The following is a 19,472-nucleotide window of genomic DNA, read 5'->3' as shown; positions in this document are numbered from 1 at the left end:
ATTATTTAAGAATTCATCAATTCTTCTATTTCTTCTACTTCAATCGGAATGTTTTTCATCAGATTAAAAGCAGGTCCAGAATTCTGAATCACCATATCATCTTCTATTCTCACACCGAAACCTTCTGCAGGAAGATAAATTCCCGGCTCTACGGTAAACACCATATTTTCTACAAATTTATCTTTTAGAATTCCGTAATCATGTGTATCAAGACCTAAATGGTGAGACGTTCCGTGCATCATATATTTTTTGTAAGCTGGCCAATTTTTATCTTGGTTTTGAACATCTGCTTTATCTAGAAGTCCTAATTCCAAAAATTTAGACGTGTAGAATTCTCCGCATTCTTTATGATAATCATACCAATTATTTCCAGGAACTAAAAGAGAAGTCGCAAAGTTTTTCATGTCTAAAACTGCATTATAAATCTCTTTTTGTCTCGCCGTAAATTTGCCATTAACAGGAATCATTCTTGTAAGGTCAGATGAATAATTAGCATATTCTGCACCTACATCTAATAAAATTACATCTCCATCTTTACATTGCATATTATTAGCAATATAGTGCAGTACATTGGCGTTTTCGCCACTTGCAATAATTGGTGTATACGCAAAACCTTTACTTCTATTTCTCAAAAATTCGTGCATGAGTTCTGCTTCAATTTCGTATTCCCAAACTCCAGGTTTCACGAAAGAAAGCAATCTTCTCACTCCTTTTTCGGTGATGTTACATGCTTTTTGTAATAATTCTATTTCTTCTGGCTCTTTGATACTTCTCAAATGCTGAAGAATAGGATTACTTCTTAAAATTTTATGAAGCGGAAACTCTCTTTTTACTCTTTCGATGAATCTGTCTTCACGAGTTTGCACTTCTAAAACCGCTCTATAATGTTCGTTTCTATTGAGATAAATATTTTCTGCTTCGTTCATCAAATTGTAGAAAATTCTATCAAAATCTGATAACCAAAGTACTGTTTTTACTCCAGAAACTTCAGTAGCTTTTTCTTTGGTCAATTTTTCCCCTTCCCAAACAGCGATATGTTCATTGGTTTCTCTTAAAAAAAGAATTTCGCGGTGTTCTTCATTGTAAGCATCAGGAAAAATCAACAAAATGCTTTCTTCTTGGTCTACTCCGCTCAGATAAAAAATATCTCTATGCTGCGCGAAAGGCATCGTAGAATCTGAACTTACCGGATAGATATCATTAGAATTAAAAATAGCCAAAGAATTAGGCTGCATTTTTTCTACAAACTTTTTACGATTTTTGATAAAAAGTGAACTAGAAATTTGTTCGTATTTAGTTGTCATTGTATGAAAATTAGAAAGTGTGGTAAAGTTAATGAATTTTGAAAAAAGCGATAAGGCTTTAGCGCCATTAATTTTACGTTAATTTTTCCGTTAATTTTTTAAATTGTTTTTCGGCATCTTTTCCTTCGTATAAAATACTGAAAACTGTGTTGATGATTGGCGTTTTCAATTTCTTTTCGTAAGCAATTTCGTAAATTCCACGAGTTGCGTAATATCCTTCTGCAACCATGCTCATAGATTGCACCGCAGATTTCACAGTGTAGCCTTTACCGATAAGATTTCCTAAATTTCTATTTCTAGAAAAAAGCGAATAAGCCGTTACCAATAAATCTCCTAAATACGCACTGTCATTCACTTCTCTGTGCTCTGGATAAACTGCATCTAAAAACAATTCCATTTCTCTAATTGCATTAGAAACCAAAACCGCATTAAAGTTATCACCATAACCTAATCCACTTGCAATTCCTGCTGCAATAGCATAAATATTTTTAAGAATAGCACTGTATTCATTGCCTAAAATATCTTTGGAACAGCTTACTTTGATATAATCCGAAGTAAAAAGTTCTCTAAGTGAATCAATATGTTCTTTTTCTGCTGCTGCAATGGTAAGATAAGACAATCTTTCCATCGCCACTTCTTCTGCGTGACAAGGTCCTGCAATTACCGCCTGACTTCTGAAACCAATTTTAAAAACATCTCTTAAATAATGCGCTACCACATCATTATGTTTAGGAACAATCCCTTTGATTGCAGAAACGAATAATTTTCCTTCGTAATCGCAAGTCATTTTTTCTATTGCATCTGCAAGATAGATAGAAGGAGTTGCTAAAACTACGATATCACACTCAGAGACCAACTCATTAATATCTGTAGTGATTTTCAGTTTTTTTACATCAAAAGCAACCGCAGTAAGGTAATTAGGATTATGACCGCGCAATTCTAGAGCTCCTTTTACAAACTCATTTCTTACGCACCAATGCACCAATTTCGCATTTTCTAATAGCATTTTTACAATTGCCGTAGCGAAACTGCCGCTTCCTACAACCCCAACAGTTGGCAATGTTTTGCCTTTCTTTTTAGCCATTTTAAAAAATTTGGTAGAAAAACAAAGATACAAATTATAGTGAGAAGCTAAACCTTAAAAAAATCATATTAACAAAAATAGATTTCACAGATTGACTTTACCTACTGAGTTTCAAGTATAATAAAAGCAATAATAATCAATTATTTTTAACAAATTTATACTTTTATTAACAATACTTTGGCATAATTTTTATCATAATTCATCGTTTTTGGATGAGCAAAAACATTGATTTAAAATATTTTAATTAATTTTGGCGTCGCTAAAAATTGAAAAACTGAGAAAAAAAGTAATGAAGAAATTTTTTATAAAAAAGAAGAATGTTCAGCTATTTATGGGTGCGCTTCTTTTCGTTATCCTTCTGCAAAGTTTTGTTATTGCAAAATTATATTCAGAAAAAGATGACAAAAACTATCAAGTCAATTTAGTAAAAATTAACACCCAAAAAGACAGCTTAGATTTCTTTAAATTAAAAAATGATTTAGCCACTTTAGATAATACAGTAAGAACAATCAACAATTATCTAAAGGCAAAAAACGCCTCTAATCTAAGCATTGAAGCCCTCTCTAGAGATAGTTTATCTAGTTCGGTCTATCTGTCTAATCAGAGTTCCAGATATTCTGAATATCTCGTAGAATTAGAAAAACGTTTACAACAAGTTCCTGTTGGACATCCTATAAATAACGGTTTTCTTTCTTCTAATTTTGGGATGAGAAAAAATCCTATTCCGTCTAAGAAAATCCTACTCGCTTCTGCAAGACCTCTTGCTATTTCATCTGAAAAAATAGAAAAAGACAGCGCTGGAAATGTAATCAACAAAAGCAATGTAAACGTACCATCAAAAAACGCTGCTCCTGCTGAAAAAGACCAAATGCAATTCCACAAAGGAATAGATTATGGCGTAAGTTATGGTAGCGATGTAATGTGTACTGCTACTGGAAAAGTGATTTTTGCAGGTCAAAAAAGTGGTTACGGAAGCTGTGTAATAATCAGTCATGGCAATGGTTTAGCAACGCTTTATGCACACCTTTCTAAAATTAATGTAAAAGCCAACCAAAGTGTAAAAGCAGGAGAAGTAATTGCACAATCTGGCAATTCCGGAAGAAGCACTGGTCCGCATTTGCATTACGAAGTTCATAAGAACAATACACCTGTAAACCCTAAATTATTTCTGAATTTATAAAAATCGAAATATAAAATTTGAAGAGAGCATCCACTTGATTGGATGCTTTTTTTTATTTAACTTTAGTGAAAATTTTGGGTCATGAAAAAAGACAAAGTTCCTAAAAAGACCAAAAAGAATTCTACTAAAAAAAATTCTGTTGAAAAGAAGGAAATCATTATCAATGAAAATTCCTCGCCAGTTTGTTTTGCTAAAAGTAAAGAAATAAGAGACGAATACCAATAAAAAAACTGACTCTAATTAAAGAATCAGTTTTATAATATTTTTATTGAATTAATAAGCCGCAGTAAATCTTTGTTTCACAAATTTACCATTCTCTAATTCATCTACTAGAGCTACCGCAACATCTTCTACAGAAAGAACACTTCTTCCGTTTTCATCAAAAACAGGATTTTCTAGCGCCGTTCTGTAAGTTCCTTTTCTTACACCTGCTGTTCCTTGATGCATTTCTATGGCTGGAGAAAAGAAAGTCCAATCTAGATTCTCATTCTTTTTAATCATCTCTAAATACTGTCTGGCTGCTTCTGCACCAGGTTTAATCTCCGCAGGAAATTCTGGAGTATCTATTAATTGAAGGTTTTCAGCAATATATAAACTTCCTGCTCCACCTACTGTAATAAATCTTTTTACGCCAGATTCTTCTACCGCTTTTTCTATGCTAGTCGCTCCTTTTAAGAAATCTTCGAAAATATTAGGATTCGTCCAACCCGGATTGAATGCGCTAATCACCGCGTCATTTCCTTTTAGGATTTCTGATAATTCAGCGGTATTATAAATATCTGCAGTTACTGCTTTTACATTTTCTGATTCTTCGATTTTAGAAGTATTTCTAGCCAAAGCATTTACAAAATATCCTCTATTTGCTAATTCTTTTACTACTTGAGTGCCCACAAAACCTGTTGCACCAATGACTGCGACTTTTTTCATTTTTATATAATTTAAATTGTAATAATAATTGTTACATTTATGCTTAAAAAATTTTATTTGAATTGTTCTATAAAATTTTTCAAAGATTTTTCTTTTAAGAAATTCACCACTACCTCATCTGTTTCAGAAAAAAGAAGATCCAAATGCTGATTAATCACTTTTCCTACTTCACATTGCGGATTAGGATGTTGATTTTTTTTACCTAAAACCTCTGAGTTTTTTACGGCATTGTAGATTTCGGCAATTGTAATTTGGTTGAGGTTTTTCCCTAATCTAGTGCCACCTTCTTTCCCTTTTTTGCTTTCAACCAAACCTGCTTCTCTCAGTACAGAAATTTCTTTTCTAACGACTACTGGATTTACATTGATGCTTCCAGCTAACCAATCAGAAGTATGCCATTCTTCTGGTTTACTACCAAGAATAGTCATAATATGAAGCGCTGTGGAAAATCGAGTATTATTCATTTCTGTTGCAAAGATATAAAAATTTTTAAATGTAACAAATTTTATTACATTTATGGTTGAAAAAAAATTCTCTTTAAAAAAACAAAATCCTCAGAAATTCTGAGGATTTTGTGGCCCAGCTTGGGCTCGAACCAAGGACTTGCTGATTATGAGTCAGCTACTCTAACCAACTGAGTTACAAGGCCAAATATTTATGATAAAATATCTTTATTTCAATTGGGTGTGCAAATGTAAGATTTTTTCGGAAAATTCAAAAAAAAATTAAGGTTTTTCTTGACACAATTCTACCAAAACTCCATTTGTAGACTTAGGATGTAAGAAAACCACCAACTTATTATCTGCGCCATCTTTTGGTTCTTCGGAGATAAAAACAAAACCTTCTGCTTTTAATCTTTCTATTTCTGCTCTTATATCTTCTACTCCGAAAGCAATATGGTGAATTCCTTCTCCTTTTTTGTCGATAAACTTCGCAATAGGACTTTCTGGATTGGTGGCTTCCAAAAGTTCTATTTTGCTTTCTCCTAATTGATAAAAAGAAGTAGTTACGCCTTCTCTTTCTACCGATTCTTGTTTATAGTTGCTTTTCCCAAGAAGTTTTGCAAAAAGATTGTCTGAAGTTTCTAGACTTTTAATTGCGATTCCTAAGTGTTCTATTTTCATGATGATGTGGTAATTTTTTACTTAATTTCTATTAAAATCTTAGTTTGCGTGAGGGAGTAGGCGGAACTCTTTTTCTAAATTTTTATTGCAAAGGCATAGGTTTTGATAAAAAATTTAGAAAAAAGTGGGAGCCGAATACCGACCTTTTCTTTTTATGGTCAAGACCTTGCGATTGGCAAAAAGAAAAGGACACGCCCAAAATCTCAAACAAAAATACTAAATTTGCAACATGAATGAAAGTAACAGACAAAGAAAAGTAGCACAGATTATTCAAGAAGATTTTGCTGAACTTTTTAGAAAACTCGCTTCAGAGAGCAAACAAAATTTTCTAATCACCGTTTCTGATGTAAAGGTAACGGCTGATTTAAGCATTGCTAAAATTTATTTGAGCATCTTTCCGCAAGAATTTAGAACGCCAATTATGAAGGAGATAGATGAAAATAAGTCTTTCTACAGAAATTTTATTGGTCAGAAAATGGCAAAACAAGTGCGAATTATTCCTGAACTTAATTTCTATTTAGACACTACATTAGATGATGTAGAACGTATAGAAAAAGAACTAAAAGGTCTAGGAGACAATCCTATTTTATAAAAAATGGCCAAAGGAAATACCGCTTTTTATATCGCGAGAAGATATCTCATTGCTAAAAAAGGAAGCCAAGCTGTAAGTTTTATTACAGGATTGGCTGCTTTTGCTATGATGGTTGCTGTAGCCGCTATGTTTATTATTATTTCGGTTTTTTCAGGATTGGAAGACCTCAACAAAGATTTTATTTCTAACCTTCATGCAGATCTTACCCTAAAAAGCACTCAAGGAAAAGTTATTCCCAATATTCAAAAAGTAACTTCTACCCTGAAATCTGAAAATGAAATCAGTCATTTTTCTAAATTGATTGAAGAAAAAGTCTATATCGATTACAAAAACACAGGAGAAATTGCTTACATAAGAGGCGTAGACTCTGCTTATGTAAAAGTAAATCCTATTGACAAAAACATTTTCTACGGAAGTTTTCCTTCATTTAAATTTATGAATGAAGTGATTATGGAAGCTCAACTGAACAACAGATTGGCAATTCCCGTAGCTAATGATGTAAATGTAGCGACTCTTTTTATGCCAAAACCTGGCAAAGGATTCATCAATAAAGAAGAAGATATTTTCAACAAAAGAGATATTTATGTTACTGGAATTTTCCCTGGAAATGACCAATTGAACAATTACATTATCGCTCCGCTTGAACTGACTTCGGAGTTACTAAATTTACCTAAAAATTCTGCTTACGAAATTGCCATAAAACTAAAAAACCCTGAAAAAGCAGACGCTGTAAAAGAAGATTTACAAAATAAACTCGGCAATCAAGTCACCATAAAAACAAAAGCAGAAGAAAACGCTGCCTTCTGGAAAATGATTAACACCGAAAAACTGATGATTTACCTCATCTTTGCTTTGGTGATTTTTATTACTACGTTTAACCTTGCTGGTGCTATTATTATTCTTCAATTGGATAAAAAAGACCAAGCTAAATCATTGATTTCTTTAGGTTTTACAATTAGTGATTTAAGAAAGACTTATTTCAACACTGGTTTACTTATTGTACTGTTTGGGGTAATCTCTGGTTTGATTTTGGGGACGATTATTTGTGTTGTCCAAATACAAACTGGCATTTTCAAAGCTACTGAAACATTACCTTTTCCTGTAAAAATTTTTTGGCCTAATTATTTCTATGTGTCTTTAATAGGACTTTTCTTTGGAATTTCAGTTTCTTGGATTTTTTCTAAAATTAATAAAGAGAACATTATTGAAAATAATTAATTATCTTATTGATAATTATTATAACTTTGTGTCCCTTTTTATTACTTTAACATTATGAAGATTAAAACTTTACTAATTGTAGGATTATTATTCTCTGCTGCAAATATTTTCGCACAGATACCTACAGGTTACTATGACGGAACAGCTGGTTTAACTGGAGCTGCACTTAAAACAAAATTAAGCCAAATCATTACAAATGGTCACCAGACGAAGTCTTATGATAATTTGTATAATGGATATCCCTCGACAGATACAGACAATTACTACGAAAAAGACGGCTCTGTATTAGACATTTATTCAGAAAATCCTAGCGGAAAAGACCCTTATGTCTATCAACATGGCTCTAAACAATGTGGTAGTTATAAAGTAGAAGGAGACTGCTATAATAGAGAGCACGTTTTTCCACAAGGATATTTCAATTCTGCATCTCCAATGGTTTCGGACATTCACCATATTGTCCCAACTGATGGAAAAGTCAACGGATATAGAAGTAATTTTCCATTCGGAAAAGTAGGATCTGCAAATTTCGTTTCAGAAAACGGCTCTAAAAGAGGAACCAGCGCATCACCTAACTATAGTGGAACAGTATTCGAACCTATCGATGAATTCAAAGGCGATATAGCAAGAATGATTTTATATTTTGCAACAAGATATGAATCTAAACTGTCAACTTTTAGCGACAATGATATTCTCACTAATACCGCATTTCCAGGTGTAGAAGATTGGGAATTGGCAGTTCTAAAAGAATGGCACACAAATGACCCAGTATCTCAGAGAGAAATTGACAGAAACAATGCAGCTTATACTTATCAAGGCAATAGAAACCCATTTATAGACCACCCAGAATATGTAGCTTTAATATGGGGAACAACAACTCCTGACACAGAAGCACCTACTACACCAACAAACCTAGCCGTTACGGGAAGTACTTCTAGCACAATATCTTTATCTTGGACAGCTTCCACTGATAACATTATAGTTGCTGCATATGACATTTATGTTGATGGAACACTTAAAACATCTTCGGCCACAAATAGCGCAACTGTAACAGGCCTTAATCCGTCTACAACATATACATTTTATATAAAAGCCAAAGACGCTGCAGGAAATACATCCAATCAAAGTAATACTGCTACTGGAACTACCACAGAAAATACTGGTGGCGGTGGAAATAACAATAATACCACTTGTGGCACAGAAAATTTCGAGGAAATTAGCGGAACTCCTAATGCCTATGAAACCATAAATTGGACCAGCGCTGGAATTACATGGACAGCAACGGATTCTAGATCCGACCAAACAATTAATAATAAAGCAATTACGGTAAGAAATGGCAAATTAAGTTCTTCACCTATTTCAGGAGGAATAGGAAGTTTAACAGTAACTACACAACTTAAATTCTCTGGAACAAATGGAAGTTTTAAATTATTTATTAATGGTGTTGAAAAAGGAACAATCCCATACTCAGACACTGTAACTACCACTACCATTTCAAACATCAATGTTTCAGGAAATGTAACGATTAGCATACAAAATAATAGCACAACCTCTAACAGAGTGGCTTTTGATAATTTAAGTTGGACTTGCTATAACGATTTAGCTACCTCAGAAATAAAATCTAACAAATTCAGCATTTATCCGAATCCTATTAAGAACAACATGCTTTTTGTTAAAAGTGAAAATTTAAGTAAAATTAAAAAAGTAGAGATTTACAACACAAGCGGAGTTTTAGTTCAAGTAGCAGAAAAACCCTTTTTGAATAAAAATTACTTAGTTCTTAAAAACTTACCAAAAGGAATTTATTTTGCAAAATTTGATGATAATGCTCAGAAATTTTTAGTAGAATAAACTTGATACAAATCATTGCAAGGCTGGAAACATTTCCAGCCTTTTTTATTACCTTTGAATTATGGAAAAATCAGTAAAATTAGGTTTGGTAGGAAGAAATATTTCCTACTCGTTTTCAAAAAAATATTTCGAACAGAAATTTCAAAAACTTTTCTTGAAAAACCATTCCTATGAAGTATTTGACATCGAAAATCTTCAGAATATTCCTGAAATTTTTCAGACCGAAAATCTTGTAGGGCTTAATGTGACCATTCCATACAAAGAACAAATCATTCCTTATCTAGACGAACTGAGCGAAGAAGCTCAAGAAATAGGAGCCATCAATTGTATTTCCATCAAAAACGGGAAAACAAAAGGTTTCAATACTGATGCATTTGGATTTGAAAAAACACTTCTTCTGCACAAAAAACCACACCAAAAATCTGCCATCGTTTTAGGAAATGGAGGAGCAGCAAAAGCCGTTCAATTTGTATTAAAAAAGAATAATATTCCGTTTATTACCGTTTCTAGAACTACAGAAATTAATTATCAAAATCTTACTGAAAATCAAGTTTTAGAAAACCTCATCATCATACAATGTACACCAGTAGGGACTTTTCCTAATGTAGAAGAAACGCTTCACTTCCCATTTGAAAATATTACAGAAAATCATCTCGTTATCGATTTAATTTACAACCCTACTCTTTCTAAATTTTTAAATAACGCTGCCGAAAAAGGGGCAAAAACCATTAACGGTTATTTCATGCTAGAACAACAAGCCGAAAAAGCTTGGGAAATTTGGAATGAAGAACTGTAAACACTTCTGAGCCATCAAAGATTTAGACTAATGTATTTTTTGAAAGTGAGCACAATTATCGCCTTCAAAAAAATTGCATATTTCATAAAAAACCCTTAATTTAGTGCCGAAATGCGTTCAAACATTCAAAAAAGTGTTTGAAAAAAGCATATTACTTTTAAAATTAATTTGCTATGATTACAGATAACCCTAATTCTGAAGCTCAAGAGAACATTGTAAATCCAAACGAAGAAACTGCTAATCAAACTGTTGCTCCTCAAGAAAGTCATGATTCAGAAGTTCATGAAGAAGAAACTCATGATATGGTAGAACACCACGAACATGAAAAAATGACTTCGGGTGAATTAATGACCAAGTTAGAAGCACTGATTAATGCTGAAGATGCAGGAGCTAATCATAAAAAATTTAATGCAGTAAAAGAAATGCTTCTTCACAAAATAAACCTAGAAAGTGAAGACCAAAAAGAAGCAGATGCACATTATGAGCACCCTCTTCAATCAAAAGTTTCTGCACTAAGCAATATTTTCAAAGAAAAATATGATGTTTTTCACAGAAAACAAGAATCTGAGCAAAAAGACAATCTCGAAAAGAGAATCTCAATCATAGAAAAATTAAAAAATCTTTACACGCATTCTGAACCAAACACCAATCTTTTCCGCGCCATCAGAGAAATTAAAGAAGAATGGAGCCATGCTGGACAAGTAGCAAAATCAGAATTCAAAAACCTTAACAATAATTATTTCTACCATTTGAATAATTTCTATCAAATGTTAGACTTAAATAAAGAATACAGAGAGCAAGAATATGCACATAATCTAGAAAAAAGACAGCATATTATTGCCAGAGCCAAAGAATTACAAAACGAACCTGTAGTACAAAAAGCATTAAACGAATTACAGTTTTTACACAAACTTTGGAAAGAAGAAGCAGAACCAGTTGCTGAAGAATTCCGTGATAAAACTTGGGAAGAATTCAAAGAAATTTCTAACAAAATTCACGAAAGAAAATCAGAATTATTAGCCGTAATCGAAGGTGAACAACAAGCTACTCTTGAGAAGAAAAATCAAATCATCGAAACGATTAAAAAACTGACTTCTCCAGATAAAGCTCCGAATCATAATTATTGGCAAAACGCCATCAACACCGTAGAAAGTCTAAGAGCAGATTTCTTAAAATTAGGAAGCGTTCCTAGAAAAATTTCTAACCAAAACTGGAACGAATTCAAACTGGCACTTAGAGCTTTCAACGCGAAGAAAAATGAATTCTACAAAGGGCTTAAAAACTCTCAGCATACCAATTTAGAAGAAAAACTGAAACTTATCCAAACTGCTCAGGATAATATGAATTCTGAAGATTGGGAAATTGCAGTTCCACTATTCAAAAAACTACAAGAAGACTGGAAAAAAATAGGTCACGTTCCTAGAAGTATGACCAATAAAGTTTGGGATGATTTCCGTGAAGCTTGCAACACGTTTTTTAACAATTACAGAACTAAAAACAATGCTGTAACAGACGACTGGAAAGAAAATTACAAACAAAAACGCGCGCTTTTAGATGAATTAAAAGAAATTGGCGACGAAGAAGGAAGCGTAGAAAAAATTGAAAACATTAAGACTGCTTGGAACAACATCGGAAAAGTACCAAGAGATAAAATGGCTATCAATACAGAGTTTAATAAAACGATGAGAGAGAAATTAAGACTGAACAAAATCAATGAATTTGATTTGAAAGAAGAAGGTCTTACTGAATCTCAATTAACTGATAAAGCTAGAAAAATCAAAAATCAAGTGGCTGATTTAGAAGCAGAAATTGTAAAATTAGAAAACAACCTAGGCTTCTTTGGCAAAGTATCTCGTGATAATCCTTTATTGAAAGATACTTTTGATAAGATTGATGACAAAAAAGCTCAGTTAGAAATGTTAAAACAAAGCCTTCACCACATTATTTCTGGAGAATAAGATGATTCGTAAACTGTTTTCGATTGTTGTACTTTTACTATTTTCGGGGATTTTTTATTCACAAAACACCGAAGACTTAATTGGTGTGCCAGAACTTACCTTTAACGAAAGTAAATATGTTTTGGTTTCGGCACAACAAAAATCTAAAGTCCAATTTGTACAAGAATACATTTTAGAAGACGAAAGAATAGAAGATGCTTCTGCTATCATTACTATTTATTTTTTCAATAAAAATATAGATGCTAAAGAAGCTACTTATCAAAAAACAGAAGAACTCGACCGAAGAGCCGAAACGGATAAATACTGCACTTACAATGTTACCGAAAATCCTAATGGAACCGAATTCGTAGTAGATTTTATCACCACCAATGTTCCAAAAGATAAAAAAGCGGAAGCCCCAGAACAAGAATTGGCAGATTATAACATTTATAGATTTAGAAACACTCTGTTAGGCGAAGAAAGTACTTTTATGATTATTGCCTACAAAGAAAAATCTACTGGCTATGCTAAAGGCTTTCAAAAATCAATCGGCAAAAAAAGAAATAAACTTTTAGAAGGAATCATCACCATGACCATTCCTTCTGTAACTCTAAAAACTAACTAATTCCGGAATTTTTTTCGGAATTTTTTTTCAAATAAAATGAATCACGAAACTTACATAAAACGTTGTATAGAACTCGCCAAAAAAGCGACTGGAAAAACCTATCCAAATCCTTTAGTTGGCGCAGTAATTGTTCATAACGATGTCATCATCGGCGAAGGTTTTCACCAAAAAGCGGGTGAAGCTCATGCAGAAATCAATGCGATTAATTCTGTACAAAATCCAGAACTTTTACCAGAGTCTACGATTTATGTTTCCCTAGAACCTTGTGCACATTTCGGAAAAACACCGCCTTGCTCTCTGAAATTAAAAGAAATTGGTTTTAAAAAAGTGGTAATTGGTGCAATGGACAGCCATGATAAAGTAAACGGAAAAGGCAAAAAAATCCTTATGGATACAGGGATAGAAACCGTTTCTGGAATTTTGGAAAAAGAATGCAGAGATTTAAACAAAAGATTTTTCACTTTCCATGAGAAAAAGCGTCCTTATTTGATTCTGAAATGGGCTGAAAGCAAAGACGGTTTTATTGACCAAAACTTTAAACCTACAAAAATATCCAACGAATTAGCTTCTCAATTTGTACATCAAATCAGAAGCGAGGAACATGCTATTTTGGTGGGAACTCAAACAGCTTTGAATGACAATCCTAGCTTAACTACTCGATTAGTGGAAGGTAGAAATCCTGTGAGAATATTGATTGATTTTGATTTAAAAGTTCCCAGAAATTTTAAAATTTATAATGATGAAGCTCCTACTTTGGTTTTCAATCAAGAAAAAGAGGAAGAAGAAGGAAATGTAAAATTCATTAAAATTTCTAAAGAAAATTTCACGGAAGAATTGATGCAGAAACTTTACGAAAATCAGATTCAATCGGTTTTAGTAGAAGGAGGAAGCAGAACTTTACAAACTTTTATTGACCAAAATCTTTGGGACGAAACCATCATCATAAAAAATGAAAACCTCCTATTAGAAAATGGCACAAAAGCTCCTAAATTTAATGGAAAATCGACTAAAGAAAAGCTTTTTAGAGATAATGTAGTTTCTATTTATAGAAATCTGTAATGCAATACAATTACACCACCATAAAATCTGAAGTTCGAGATATTTTGCTCAAAGAAAAAGGGAGCAAATTTATCGGCTTTGCATTTCCTGTCAATAACGAAAAGGAACTCAAAATTGCTTTAGAAAGCTTAAAAGAAGAACATCCAAAAGCTACGCATCATTGTTATGCTTTCAGAATAGGAATTAATGGTGAAAATTACCGCGCAAATGATGACGGAGAACCTTCAGGAAGTGCTGGTTTACCTATTTACAATCAACTTCTCGCTCATAATCTTACCAATATTTTAGTGGTAATCGTTCGTTATTATGGGGGAACCAAATTAGGCGTTTCTGGCTTGGTAAAAACCTACAAAGAAAGCACCAAATATACTTTGGAACACGCAGAAATCATTACCAAAGAACTAGAAACCGAACTAGAAATTCAATTCAAATTTTCTCAACAAAACATCATTTTTTCTCTTCTCAATAAATTTGATGCGAAAGTCTTGAATTTCGATGCACAAGAAGATTGTATGATAACAGCAAGGCTCAATTTGTCCGAAAAAGAAAAAATCTCGGAACTTTTGTCCGAGATTCAATATGTAAATTTTAAATTTTTAGAATAAGATTACTCTCTTCTTCCTCCGAAAAGCATTGATGCCCAATAAAGCAATTGCGCTAATGAACCAAGCGCTGCTACCACATAAGTTCTCGCTGCCCATTTTAGAGAATCTTCAGCCGCAGCATGTTCTTCTCTGCCTAATGTTCCAGAATTTTCTAACCAAGCTAGCGCTCTTTTACTCGCATCATACTCCACCGGCAAAGTGATGAACGCAAAAAGCGTAGTTACCGCAAAAAGTAAAACACCAATTGCTAAAACCGTAGTGTTTCCTTGTGGATTCTGAATACTTCTAGAAGCAATCATTACAGAAATCCCCGCAAAAATTACAAACTGAGAAAGTGTAGAACTAATATTTACCAACGGAACCAGTTTAGAACGAAGCTGCAACATAGAGTAACCAACTGCATGTTGTACAGCATGACCACATTCATGAGCGGCAACTGCTGCTGCAGCCGCATTTCTCTGCATGTAAACTCCTTCTGATAAATTTACTGTTTTATTTGCTGGATTATAATGATCCGTTAATTGACCAGGAACCGAAATCACTTGCACATCATGAATTCCATTATCACGAAGCATTTTTTCGGCAATTTCTTTCCCAGACATACCATTTCTGAGATGAAGTTTAGAATAATGTTCGAATTTCGACTTCAATCTGGCCGAAACCAACCAACTCACGAGCATTAACACTCCTAAAATTAAATAATAACCTGTCATATTTTTATTTTCTTTTTTATATTTATTTACCCTTTTTGAAGTAAAAACTGTGCCAAACTTGGGCATTGTCATCTTTTACGCTATCTTTGTTTTTCTAATTTTTATCAACATGTCTGAAGTAAAAATCATTCAAGTTACTACCGAAAAACAATTATCAGATTTTATCAAATTTCCGATGAATCTGTACAAAAATAATCAAAATTATGTACCATCTTTAATCAAAGATGAGAAAAGCATTTGGAACAAAGAAGAAAACCCTGCTCTTGCCTATTCCGAAGCTAAGCAATTTTTAGCTTACAGAGATCATGAAATCGTAGGAAGAATTGCAGTGATGATTAATCACAAAGAAGCACAAGAACTCGGCATAGAAAAAGTGAGATTTGGGTGGTTAGATTTTATAGATAACGAAGCCGTTTCTAAAGCACTTATTGATACTGCTATTACTTACGCCAAAGAAAAAAACATCAAAAAAATAGAAGGACCGATGGGTTTTACCAATCTAGACAAGGCAGGAATGCTCACTTTCGGATTTGATAGATTGGCAACGATGATTGGAATTTACAATTTCAGCTATTATCCAAAACATTTAGAAAAATTAGGATTAGTGAAAGAAAAAGAATGGGTAGAATTCGAAATTATGTTCCCTGATGTTTTACCAGATAAAGTTGAAAAATTTAGCCAACTTATTGCAGAAAAATATCAACTAAAAACTATAAAATTCAATTCCAAAGAAGAAATTCTTCCTTTGGTAGAACCGATGTTTAAATTATTAGACGAAACTTACAAAAATCTTTCGACTTACACTCCTATTACCGATGAGCAAATCCTGCATTACAAAGAAAAATACTTCGGTTTTATTGACAAAGATTACATTATCTGCATAACTGATAAGGATGACAAGTTGATTTCCTTTGCGATTACCATGCCTTCGTATTCCAGAGCTTTGCAAAAAGCCAATGGAAGTTTATTACCATTCGGATGGTATCATTTACTAAACGCTGGAAGAAAAAACGAAAGAGCTAATTTTTATTTGATCGGGATTCATCCAGAATACCAAAGAAGAGGAGTTACGGCGATTATTTTCAAAGAAATCTGGAAAACCTTTAAGAAAAAAGGGGTGAAATTTTTAGAGACCAATCCAGAATTAGAAGAGAACAAAAACATCCAGTTACTTTGGCAAGATTACAATCCTGTAAACCACAAGAGGCGAAGAACTTACACTTTAGAATTTTAAAAATTTAAAAATGAAAACTCAACTTTATTATTACATTGGCATTATCATCATGTACGTGATGTACAATCAGTTTTTCCAAGTAAAAGATGAGAAAACTAACGCTATCATTAATATTTTGTTTGCGAGTTTTCTTTTTGGGTACATTGCATTCATTGCTTTTAAGGTTTTAAAAAATCTTAAAAATAAATAGTTATTTTTATTAATTCTAAATTGCGAAAAACCCTTTTTTATCTACAAAAGTCATAAAAATACTTCTCTTTTCTATTTATATTTCGTAAATTTGCCTGTTAGAAATACTTAATAGAGATGAATTTACCTGATAATTATATCCCTGTTCTTATTCAGGCGGCAGTAGGTTTAGGTTTTGTGTTATTTACTTTATACGCATCACACAATTGGGGTCCTAAAAGACACACTTCTGGAGCTACTAAAGATGACACTTTCGAGTGTGGAATTGAAGTAGAAGGAAATGCAAGAACTCCGTTTTCTGTAAAATATTTTCTTACCGCTATTTTATTCGTTTTATTCGACATAGAAATTGTTTTTTTCTATCCTTACGCTGTAAATTTTAAAGAATTAGGATTTGAAGGATTCCTTGCTGTAACTACGTTTATAGCAATCTTCTTCATAGGATTTTTCTATGTACTAAAACGTGGAGCTTTAGATTGGAATAAGTAAATTTATACCGCTAAAGTGTTTTACACATTAGAGTAAGATTTTTCAAAAAAAACTTTAAAAAAATTAAAAATGTCAGATAATAAACCTGTAATCAATACTAATGCACCTGCGCCTCCAGGAATTGAAGGTGAAGGTTTTTTCGCAGGAAAATTAAGCGATATTATCGGTATGGCTCGTAAGTTTTCGCTTTGGCCATTACCATTTGCTACTTCTTGTTGTGGTATCGAATTTATGGCAACTATGGCTCCTAACTATGATTTATCTAGATTCGGAGCAGAGAGAATGAGTTTCTCGCCAAGACAAGCAGATATCCTACTGGTTTGTGGTACTATTTCTAAAAAATTAGCTCCAGTTCTTAAACAAGTTTATACACAGATGGCAGAACCAAGATGGGTAGTTGCTGTAGGTGCTTGTGCAAGTAGCGGTGGTATTTTTGACACTTATTCTGTTTTACAAGGAATTGATAAAATTATTCCTGTAGATGTATATGTTCCAGGATGCCCTCCAAGACCAGAACAAATTCTAGAAGGCTACATGCAAGTACAAGCTTTGGCAGAAAACGAAAGCTTAAGAAGAAGAGATTTACCAGAATACAAAGCTTTATTAGAAAGCTACGGAATTAAGTAATTTGAAAATGTAAAGATTTGAATTTCAAGTCTTGCGTTTATCAAAAATAAATTTGAAACAATAATAGAAACAAATTTTTGAAGGCGATGTAATTTACCTCGATTTCAAATTTTCAAATTAATAATATGACAAGCGAATTTGTTTTAGAAGCCATCAATAGAGAATTTCCAGAAGCAGTGATTTCTTCGTCTGAACCTTATGGATTTCTTACTGTAGAAGTAAAAAAAGAAGAGCTTAAAAAAGTGATTCATCACCTTAAAGAGTCTTCTCTTAATTTTATGTTCCTTACAGATATTTGTGGCATTCATTATCCAGACCATAAGGAGAAGGAACTTGGAGTAATCTATCACCTTCATAATTTACAAGAAAATTTTAGAATAAGAATCAAAAGCTTTTTCCCAAAAGATAATGCCGAGGTAGATTCTATCACAGACTTGTATTCAGGAGCCAATTGGATGGAAAGAGAAACATATGATTTCTACGGAATTACGTTTAAAGGTCACCCAGATTTAAGAGTTATTCTAAACATGGAAGAACTAGGCTATCACCCTCTTCTAAAAGAATATGCACTCGAAGATGGAACCAGAACTGACAAAGACGACTCTATGTTCGGTAGATAAAAATTCTGAAATCTAAATTATTATGAAAGACAATCAACTATCCAATATACTTAACCAATACGATGCTCAAGAGCAAGTAGATGGTCAATTATATACACTGAACCTCGGTCCTACTCACCCTGCTACACACGGAATTTTCCAAAATGTGTTAACTATGGATGGCGAAAGAATTCTTCATTCTGAACAAACCGTAGGTTATATTCACAGAGCTTTTGAAAAAATTGCTGAACGTAGAAATTTCACACAAATTACCACTCTTACAGACCGTTTAAATTATTGCTCTGCACCTATCAATAACATTGGTTGGCACATGACAGTAGAAAAACTTCTAGGAATTGAAGTCCCAAAAAGAGTAGATTACATGCGTGTTATCATGATGGAATTGGCTCGTATTGCAGACCACTTGGTTTGTAACTCCGTAATTGCTGTAGATACAGGAGCTTTAACTGGTTTCACCTACGTTTTCCAAGACAGAGAAAGAATTTACGATATCTACGAACAAGTTTGTGGCGCTAGAATGACTACAAACATGGGTAGAATTGGTGGCTTCGAGAGAGATTTCACTCCTAAATTCCACGAATTATTAAAAGATTTCTTAAAAACTTTCCCTGCAAGATTCCAAGAATTTTCAAATTTAGTAGAAAGAAACAGAATCTTCATGGACAGAACCATCGGTGCTGGTCCTATTAGTGCAGAACGTGCATTAAATTACAGTTTTGTAGGTCCTAACTTAAGAGCTGCTGGTGTAGATTATGACGTGAGAGTAGCAAGTCCTTATTCATCATACCAAGATTTTGATTTCAATATTCCAATTGGTACTGCAGGAGATACTTATGATAGATTCATGGTTCGTCAACAGGAAATTTGGGAAAGTTTGAAAATCATTAACCAAGCTTATAACAATTTACCAGAAGGAGATTTCCACGCAGATGTACCAGAATTTTTCTTACCAGAAAAAGCAGAAGTGTACAATAATATGGAAGCATTAATCTATCACTTCAAAATCGTGATGGGCGAAACTGATATTCCTGCTGGAGAAGTTTATCATTCTGTAGAAGGAGGAAACGGAGAACTTGGTTTCTATCTAGTAAGTGATGGCGGTAGAACTCCATACAGATTGCACTTTAGAAGACCTTGTTTCATCTATTACCAAGCGTATCCAGAAATGATTAAAGGTGCCGTAATCTCTGATGCAATCGTTACGATGAGTAGCATGAACGTGATTGCTGGAGAATTAGACGGATAAAAAGATTATAAATTTTAGATTATAAATTTAAAATTATTAATCTAAAAAATCCATA

The 19,472-nt window shown here is 33.2% G+C and carries 22 protein-coding genes and 1 tRNA gene; 16 read left to right on the top strand and 7 right to left on the bottom strand.

Annotated elements, in window-relative coordinates:
- Positions 1-5 precede the first annotated feature (5 nt).
- Positions 6-1,304 (bottom strand): aminopeptidase P N-terminal domain-containing protein, encoded by a 1,299-nt coding sequence (locus tag QO190_RS04370; RefSeq protein ID WP_371461955.1) that lies wholly within the window; start codon positions 1,302-1,304, stop codon positions 6-8.
- A 73-nt stretch (positions 1,305-1,377) separates the two neighbouring features.
- Positions 1,378-2,388, bottom strand: coding sequence for an NAD(P)H-dependent glycerol-3-phosphate dehydrogenase (locus QO190_RS04365; RefSeq protein WP_371461954.1), 1,011 nt, complete (start codon positions 2,386-2,388; stop codon positions 1,378-1,380).
- A gap of 289 nt (positions 2,389-2,677) precedes the next feature.
- Between QO190_RS04365 and QO190_RS04360 the strand changes: the two genes are divergently transcribed.
- Both QO190_RS04360 and QO190_RS04355 read left to right on the top strand, forming a co-directional pair.
- On the top strand, positions 2,678-3,568 hold the full coding sequence (locus tag QO190_RS04360; RefSeq protein WP_371461953.1) for a M23 family metallopeptidase: 891 nt from the start codon (positions 2,678-2,680) through the stop codon (positions 3,566-3,568).
- A gap of 81 nt (positions 3,569-3,649) precedes the next feature.
- On the top strand, positions 3,650-3,793 hold the full coding sequence (locus QO190_RS04355) for a hypothetical protein (RefSeq protein WP_371461952.1): 144 nt from the start codon (positions 3,650-3,652) through the stop codon (positions 3,791-3,793).
- A 48-nt stretch (positions 3,794-3,841) separates the two neighbouring features.
- On the opposite strand, the gene QO190_RS04350 is transcribed toward QO190_RS04355, so the two are convergent.
- The 4 genes from QO190_RS04350 to mce form a co-directional block, all read right to left on the bottom strand.
- Complete coding sequence (locus QO190_RS04350) at positions 3,842-4,495, bottom strand: NAD(P)-dependent oxidoreductase (protein WP_371461951.1); 654 nt, start codon at positions 4,493-4,495, stop codon at positions 3,842-3,844.
- 53 nt (positions 4,496-4,548) lie between these two features.
- Positions 4,549-4,959, bottom strand: a complete 411-nt coding sequence (locus QO190_RS04345) for an Rrf2 family transcriptional regulator (RefSeq protein ID WP_371461950.1) — start codon at positions 4,957-4,959, stop codon at positions 4,549-4,551.
- A gap of 111 nt (positions 4,960-5,070) precedes the next feature.
- Positions 5,071-5,144, bottom strand: a tRNA-Ile gene (locus tag QO190_RS04340).
- Positions 5,145-5,220: 76 nt separating this feature from the next.
- Positions 5,221-5,619 (bottom strand): methylmalonyl-CoA epimerase, encoded by a 399-nt coding sequence (mce, locus tag QO190_RS04335; RefSeq protein ID WP_213189717.1) that lies wholly within the window; start codon positions 5,617-5,619, stop codon positions 5,221-5,223.
- 229 nt (positions 5,620-5,848) lie between these two features.
- Between mce and rbfA the strand changes: the two genes are divergently transcribed.
- The 8 genes from rbfA to QO190_RS04295 all read left to right on the top strand — a co-directional run bounded on the left by rbfA (position 5,849) and on the right by QO190_RS04295 (position 14,299).
- Positions 5,849-6,211, top strand: coding sequence for a 30S ribosome-binding factor RbfA (rbfA, locus tag QO190_RS04330; RefSeq protein WP_069797170.1), 363 nt, complete (start codon positions 5,849-5,851; stop codon positions 6,209-6,211).
- A 3-nt stretch (positions 6,212-6,214) separates the two neighbouring features.
- On the top strand, positions 6,215-7,429 hold the full coding sequence (locus QO190_RS04325) for an ABC transporter permease (protein ID WP_371461949.1): 1,215 nt from the start codon (positions 6,215-6,217) through the stop codon (positions 7,427-7,429).
- A gap of 54 nt (positions 7,430-7,483) precedes the next feature.
- Complete coding sequence (locus QO190_RS04320) at positions 7,484-9,277, top strand: endonuclease (RefSeq protein WP_371461948.1); 1,794 nt, start codon at positions 7,484-7,486, stop codon at positions 9,275-9,277.
- A 61-nt stretch (positions 9,278-9,338) separates the two neighbouring features.
- Positions 9,339-10,073 (top strand): shikimate dehydrogenase, encoded by a 735-nt coding sequence (locus tag QO190_RS04315; protein WP_371461947.1) that lies wholly within the window; start codon positions 9,339-9,341, stop codon positions 10,071-10,073.
- Between the two features lie 173 nt (positions 10,074-10,246).
- Positions 10,247-12,031, top strand: coding sequence for a DUF349 domain-containing protein (locus QO190_RS04310; protein WP_371461946.1), 1,785 nt, complete (start codon positions 10,247-10,249; stop codon positions 12,029-12,031).
- 1 nt (position 12,032) lies between these two features.
- The gene (locus QO190_RS04305) at positions 12,033-12,635 is read left to right on the top strand and encodes a hypothetical protein (protein WP_371461945.1); all 603 of its coding nucleotides are present in this window, start codon (positions 12,033-12,035) and stop codon (positions 12,633-12,635) included.
- 36 nt (positions 12,636-12,671) lie between these two features.
- Positions 12,672-13,694, top strand: a complete 1,023-nt coding sequence (gene ribD / locus QO190_RS04300; RefSeq protein ID WP_371461944.1) for a bifunctional diaminohydroxyphosphoribosylaminopyrimidine deaminase/5-amino-6-(5-phosphoribosylamino)uracil reductase RibD — start codon at positions 12,672-12,674, stop codon at positions 13,692-13,694.
- A complete protein-coding gene (locus tag QO190_RS04295; RefSeq protein WP_371461943.1) occupies positions 13,694-14,299 on the top strand; it encodes a YigZ family protein in 606 nt (201 codons plus the stop codon). Before ribD ends, QO190_RS04295 begins: the two co-directional genes overlap by 1 nt.
- Positions 14,300-14,301: 2 nt before the next feature.
- Here the strand turns inward: QO190_RS04295 and QO190_RS04290 are convergent, their stop codons facing one another.
- The gene (locus QO190_RS04290; RefSeq protein WP_371461998.1) at positions 14,302-15,012 is read right to left on the bottom strand and encodes a zinc metallopeptidase; all 711 of its coding nucleotides are present in this window, start codon (positions 15,010-15,012) and stop codon (positions 14,302-14,304) included.
- Positions 15,013-15,121: 109 nt separating this feature from the next.
- On the opposite strand from QO190_RS04290, the gene QO190_RS04285 reads away from it, so the two are divergent.
- The 6 genes from QO190_RS04285 (at position 15,122) to QO190_RS04260 (ending at position 19,417) form a co-directional block, all read left to right on the top strand.
- Positions 15,122-16,246, top strand: a complete 1,125-nt coding sequence (locus QO190_RS04285; RefSeq protein ID WP_371461942.1) for a GNAT family N-acetyltransferase — start codon at positions 15,122-15,124, stop codon at positions 16,244-16,246.
- 10 nt (positions 16,247-16,256) lie between these two features.
- The gene (locus QO190_RS04280) at positions 16,257-16,436 is read left to right on the top strand and encodes a hypothetical protein (RefSeq protein ID WP_069797182.1); all 180 of its coding nucleotides are present in this window, start codon (positions 16,257-16,259) and stop codon (positions 16,434-16,436) included.
- 116 nt (positions 16,437-16,552) lie between these two features.
- On the top strand, positions 16,553-16,924 hold the full coding sequence (locus QO190_RS04275; RefSeq protein ID WP_069797183.1) for an NADH-quinone oxidoreductase subunit A: 372 nt from the start codon (positions 16,553-16,555) through the stop codon (positions 16,922-16,924).
- Between the two features lie 69 nt (positions 16,925-16,993).
- Positions 16,994-17,551: an NADH-quinone oxidoreductase subunit B gene (locus QO190_RS04270; RefSeq protein WP_069797184.1), complete on the top strand. Its 558-nt coding sequence runs from the start codon at positions 16,994-16,996 to the stop codon at positions 17,549-17,551.
- 125 nt (positions 17,552-17,676) lie between these two features.
- Entirely contained in the window at positions 17,677-18,171 is a 495-nt protein-coding gene (locus tag QO190_RS04265) for an NADH-quinone oxidoreductase subunit C (protein ID WP_069797185.1), read from the top strand.
- Between the two features lie 22 nt (positions 18,172-18,193).
- Positions 18,194-19,417, top strand: coding sequence for an NADH-quinone oxidoreductase subunit D (locus QO190_RS04260; RefSeq protein ID WP_371461941.1), 1,224 nt, complete (start codon positions 18,194-18,196; stop codon positions 19,415-19,417).
- The last annotated feature ends 55 nt before the right edge of the window (positions 19,418-19,472 follow it).

This window comes from Cloacibacterium sp. Arc13 (assembly GCF_041431305.1).
GTDB lineage: Bacteria > Bacteroidota > Bacteroidia > Flavobacteriales > Weeksellaceae > Cloacibacterium > Cloacibacterium caeni_B.
The sequence above is the reverse complement of the archived record's forward strand: the minus strand, read 5'-3'. Positions and strand labels throughout refer to the sequence as shown.

Coding starts and splice junctions, on each gene's coding strand:
- mce (WP_213189717.1), bottom strand. CDS start 5,619: ATGAAAATAGAACACTTAGGAATCGCAATTAAAAGTCTAGAAACTTCA.
- QO190_RS04305 (WP_371461945.1), top strand. CDS start 12,033: ATGATTCGTAAACTGTTTTCGATTGTTGTACTTTTACTATTTTCGGGG.
- QO190_RS04365 (WP_371461954.1), bottom strand. CDS start 2,388: ATGGCTAAAAAGAAAGGCAAAACATTGCCAACTGTTGGGGTTGTAGGA.
- QO190_RS04310 (WP_371461946.1), top strand. CDS start 10,247: ATGATTACAGATAACCCTAATTCTGAAGCTCAAGAGAACATTGTAAAT.
- QO190_RS04290 (WP_371461998.1), bottom strand. CDS start 15,012: ATGACAGGTTATTATTTAATTTTAGGAGTGTTAATGCTCGTGAGTTGG.
- QO190_RS04370 (WP_371461955.1), bottom strand. CDS start 1,304: ATGACAACTAAATACGAACAAATTTCTAGTTCACTTTTTATCAAAAAT.
- QO190_RS04295 (WP_371461943.1), top strand. CDS start 13,694: ATGCAATACAATTACACCACCATAAAATCTGAAGTTCGAGATATTTTG.
- QO190_RS04275 (WP_069797183.1), top strand. CDS start 16,553: ATGAATTTACCTGATAATTATATCCCTGTTCTTATTCAGGCGGCAGTA.
- rbfA (WP_069797170.1), top strand. CDS start 5,849: ATGAATGAAAGTAACAGACAAAGAAAAGTAGCACAGATTATTCAAGAA.
- QO190_RS04280 (WP_069797182.1), top strand. CDS start 16,257: ATGAAAACTCAACTTTATTATTACATTGGCATTATCATCATGTACGTG.
- QO190_RS04355 (WP_371461952.1), top strand. CDS start 3,650: ATGAAAAAAGACAAAGTTCCTAAAAAGACCAAAAAGAATTCTACTAAA.
- QO190_RS04270 (WP_069797184.1), top strand. CDS start 16,994: ATGTCAGATAATAAACCTGTAATCAATACTAATGCACCTGCGCCTCCA.
- QO190_RS04325 (WP_371461949.1), top strand. CDS start 6,215: ATGGCCAAAGGAAATACCGCTTTTTATATCGCGAGAAGATATCTCATT.
- ribD (WP_371461944.1), top strand. CDS start 12,672: ATGAATCACGAAACTTACATAAAACGTTGTATAGAACTCGCCAAAAAA.
- QO190_RS04360 (WP_371461953.1), top strand. CDS start 2,678: ATGAAGAAATTTTTTATAAAAAAGAAGAATGTTCAGCTATTTATGGGT.
- QO190_RS04315 (WP_371461947.1), top strand. CDS start 9,339: ATGGAAAAATCAGTAAAATTAGGTTTGGTAGGAAGAAATATTTCCTAC.
- QO190_RS04260 (WP_371461941.1), top strand. CDS start 18,194: ATGAAAGACAATCAACTATCCAATATACTTAACCAATACGATGCTCAA.
- QO190_RS04350 (WP_371461951.1), bottom strand. CDS start 4,495: ATGAAAAAAGTCGCAGTCATTGGTGCAACAGGTTTTGTGGGCACTCAA.
- QO190_RS04320 (WP_371461948.1), top strand. CDS start 7,484: ATGAAGATTAAAACTTTACTAATTGTAGGATTATTATTCTCTGCTGCA.
- QO190_RS04345 (WP_371461950.1), bottom strand. CDS start 4,959: ATGAATAATACTCGATTTTCCACAGCGCTTCATATTATGACTATTCTT.
- QO190_RS04285 (WP_371461942.1), top strand. CDS start 15,122: ATGTCTGAAGTAAAAATCATTCAAGTTACTACCGAAAAACAATTATCA.
- QO190_RS04265 (WP_069797185.1), top strand. CDS start 17,677: ATGACAAGCGAATTTGTTTTAGAAGCCATCAATAGAGAATTTCCAGAA.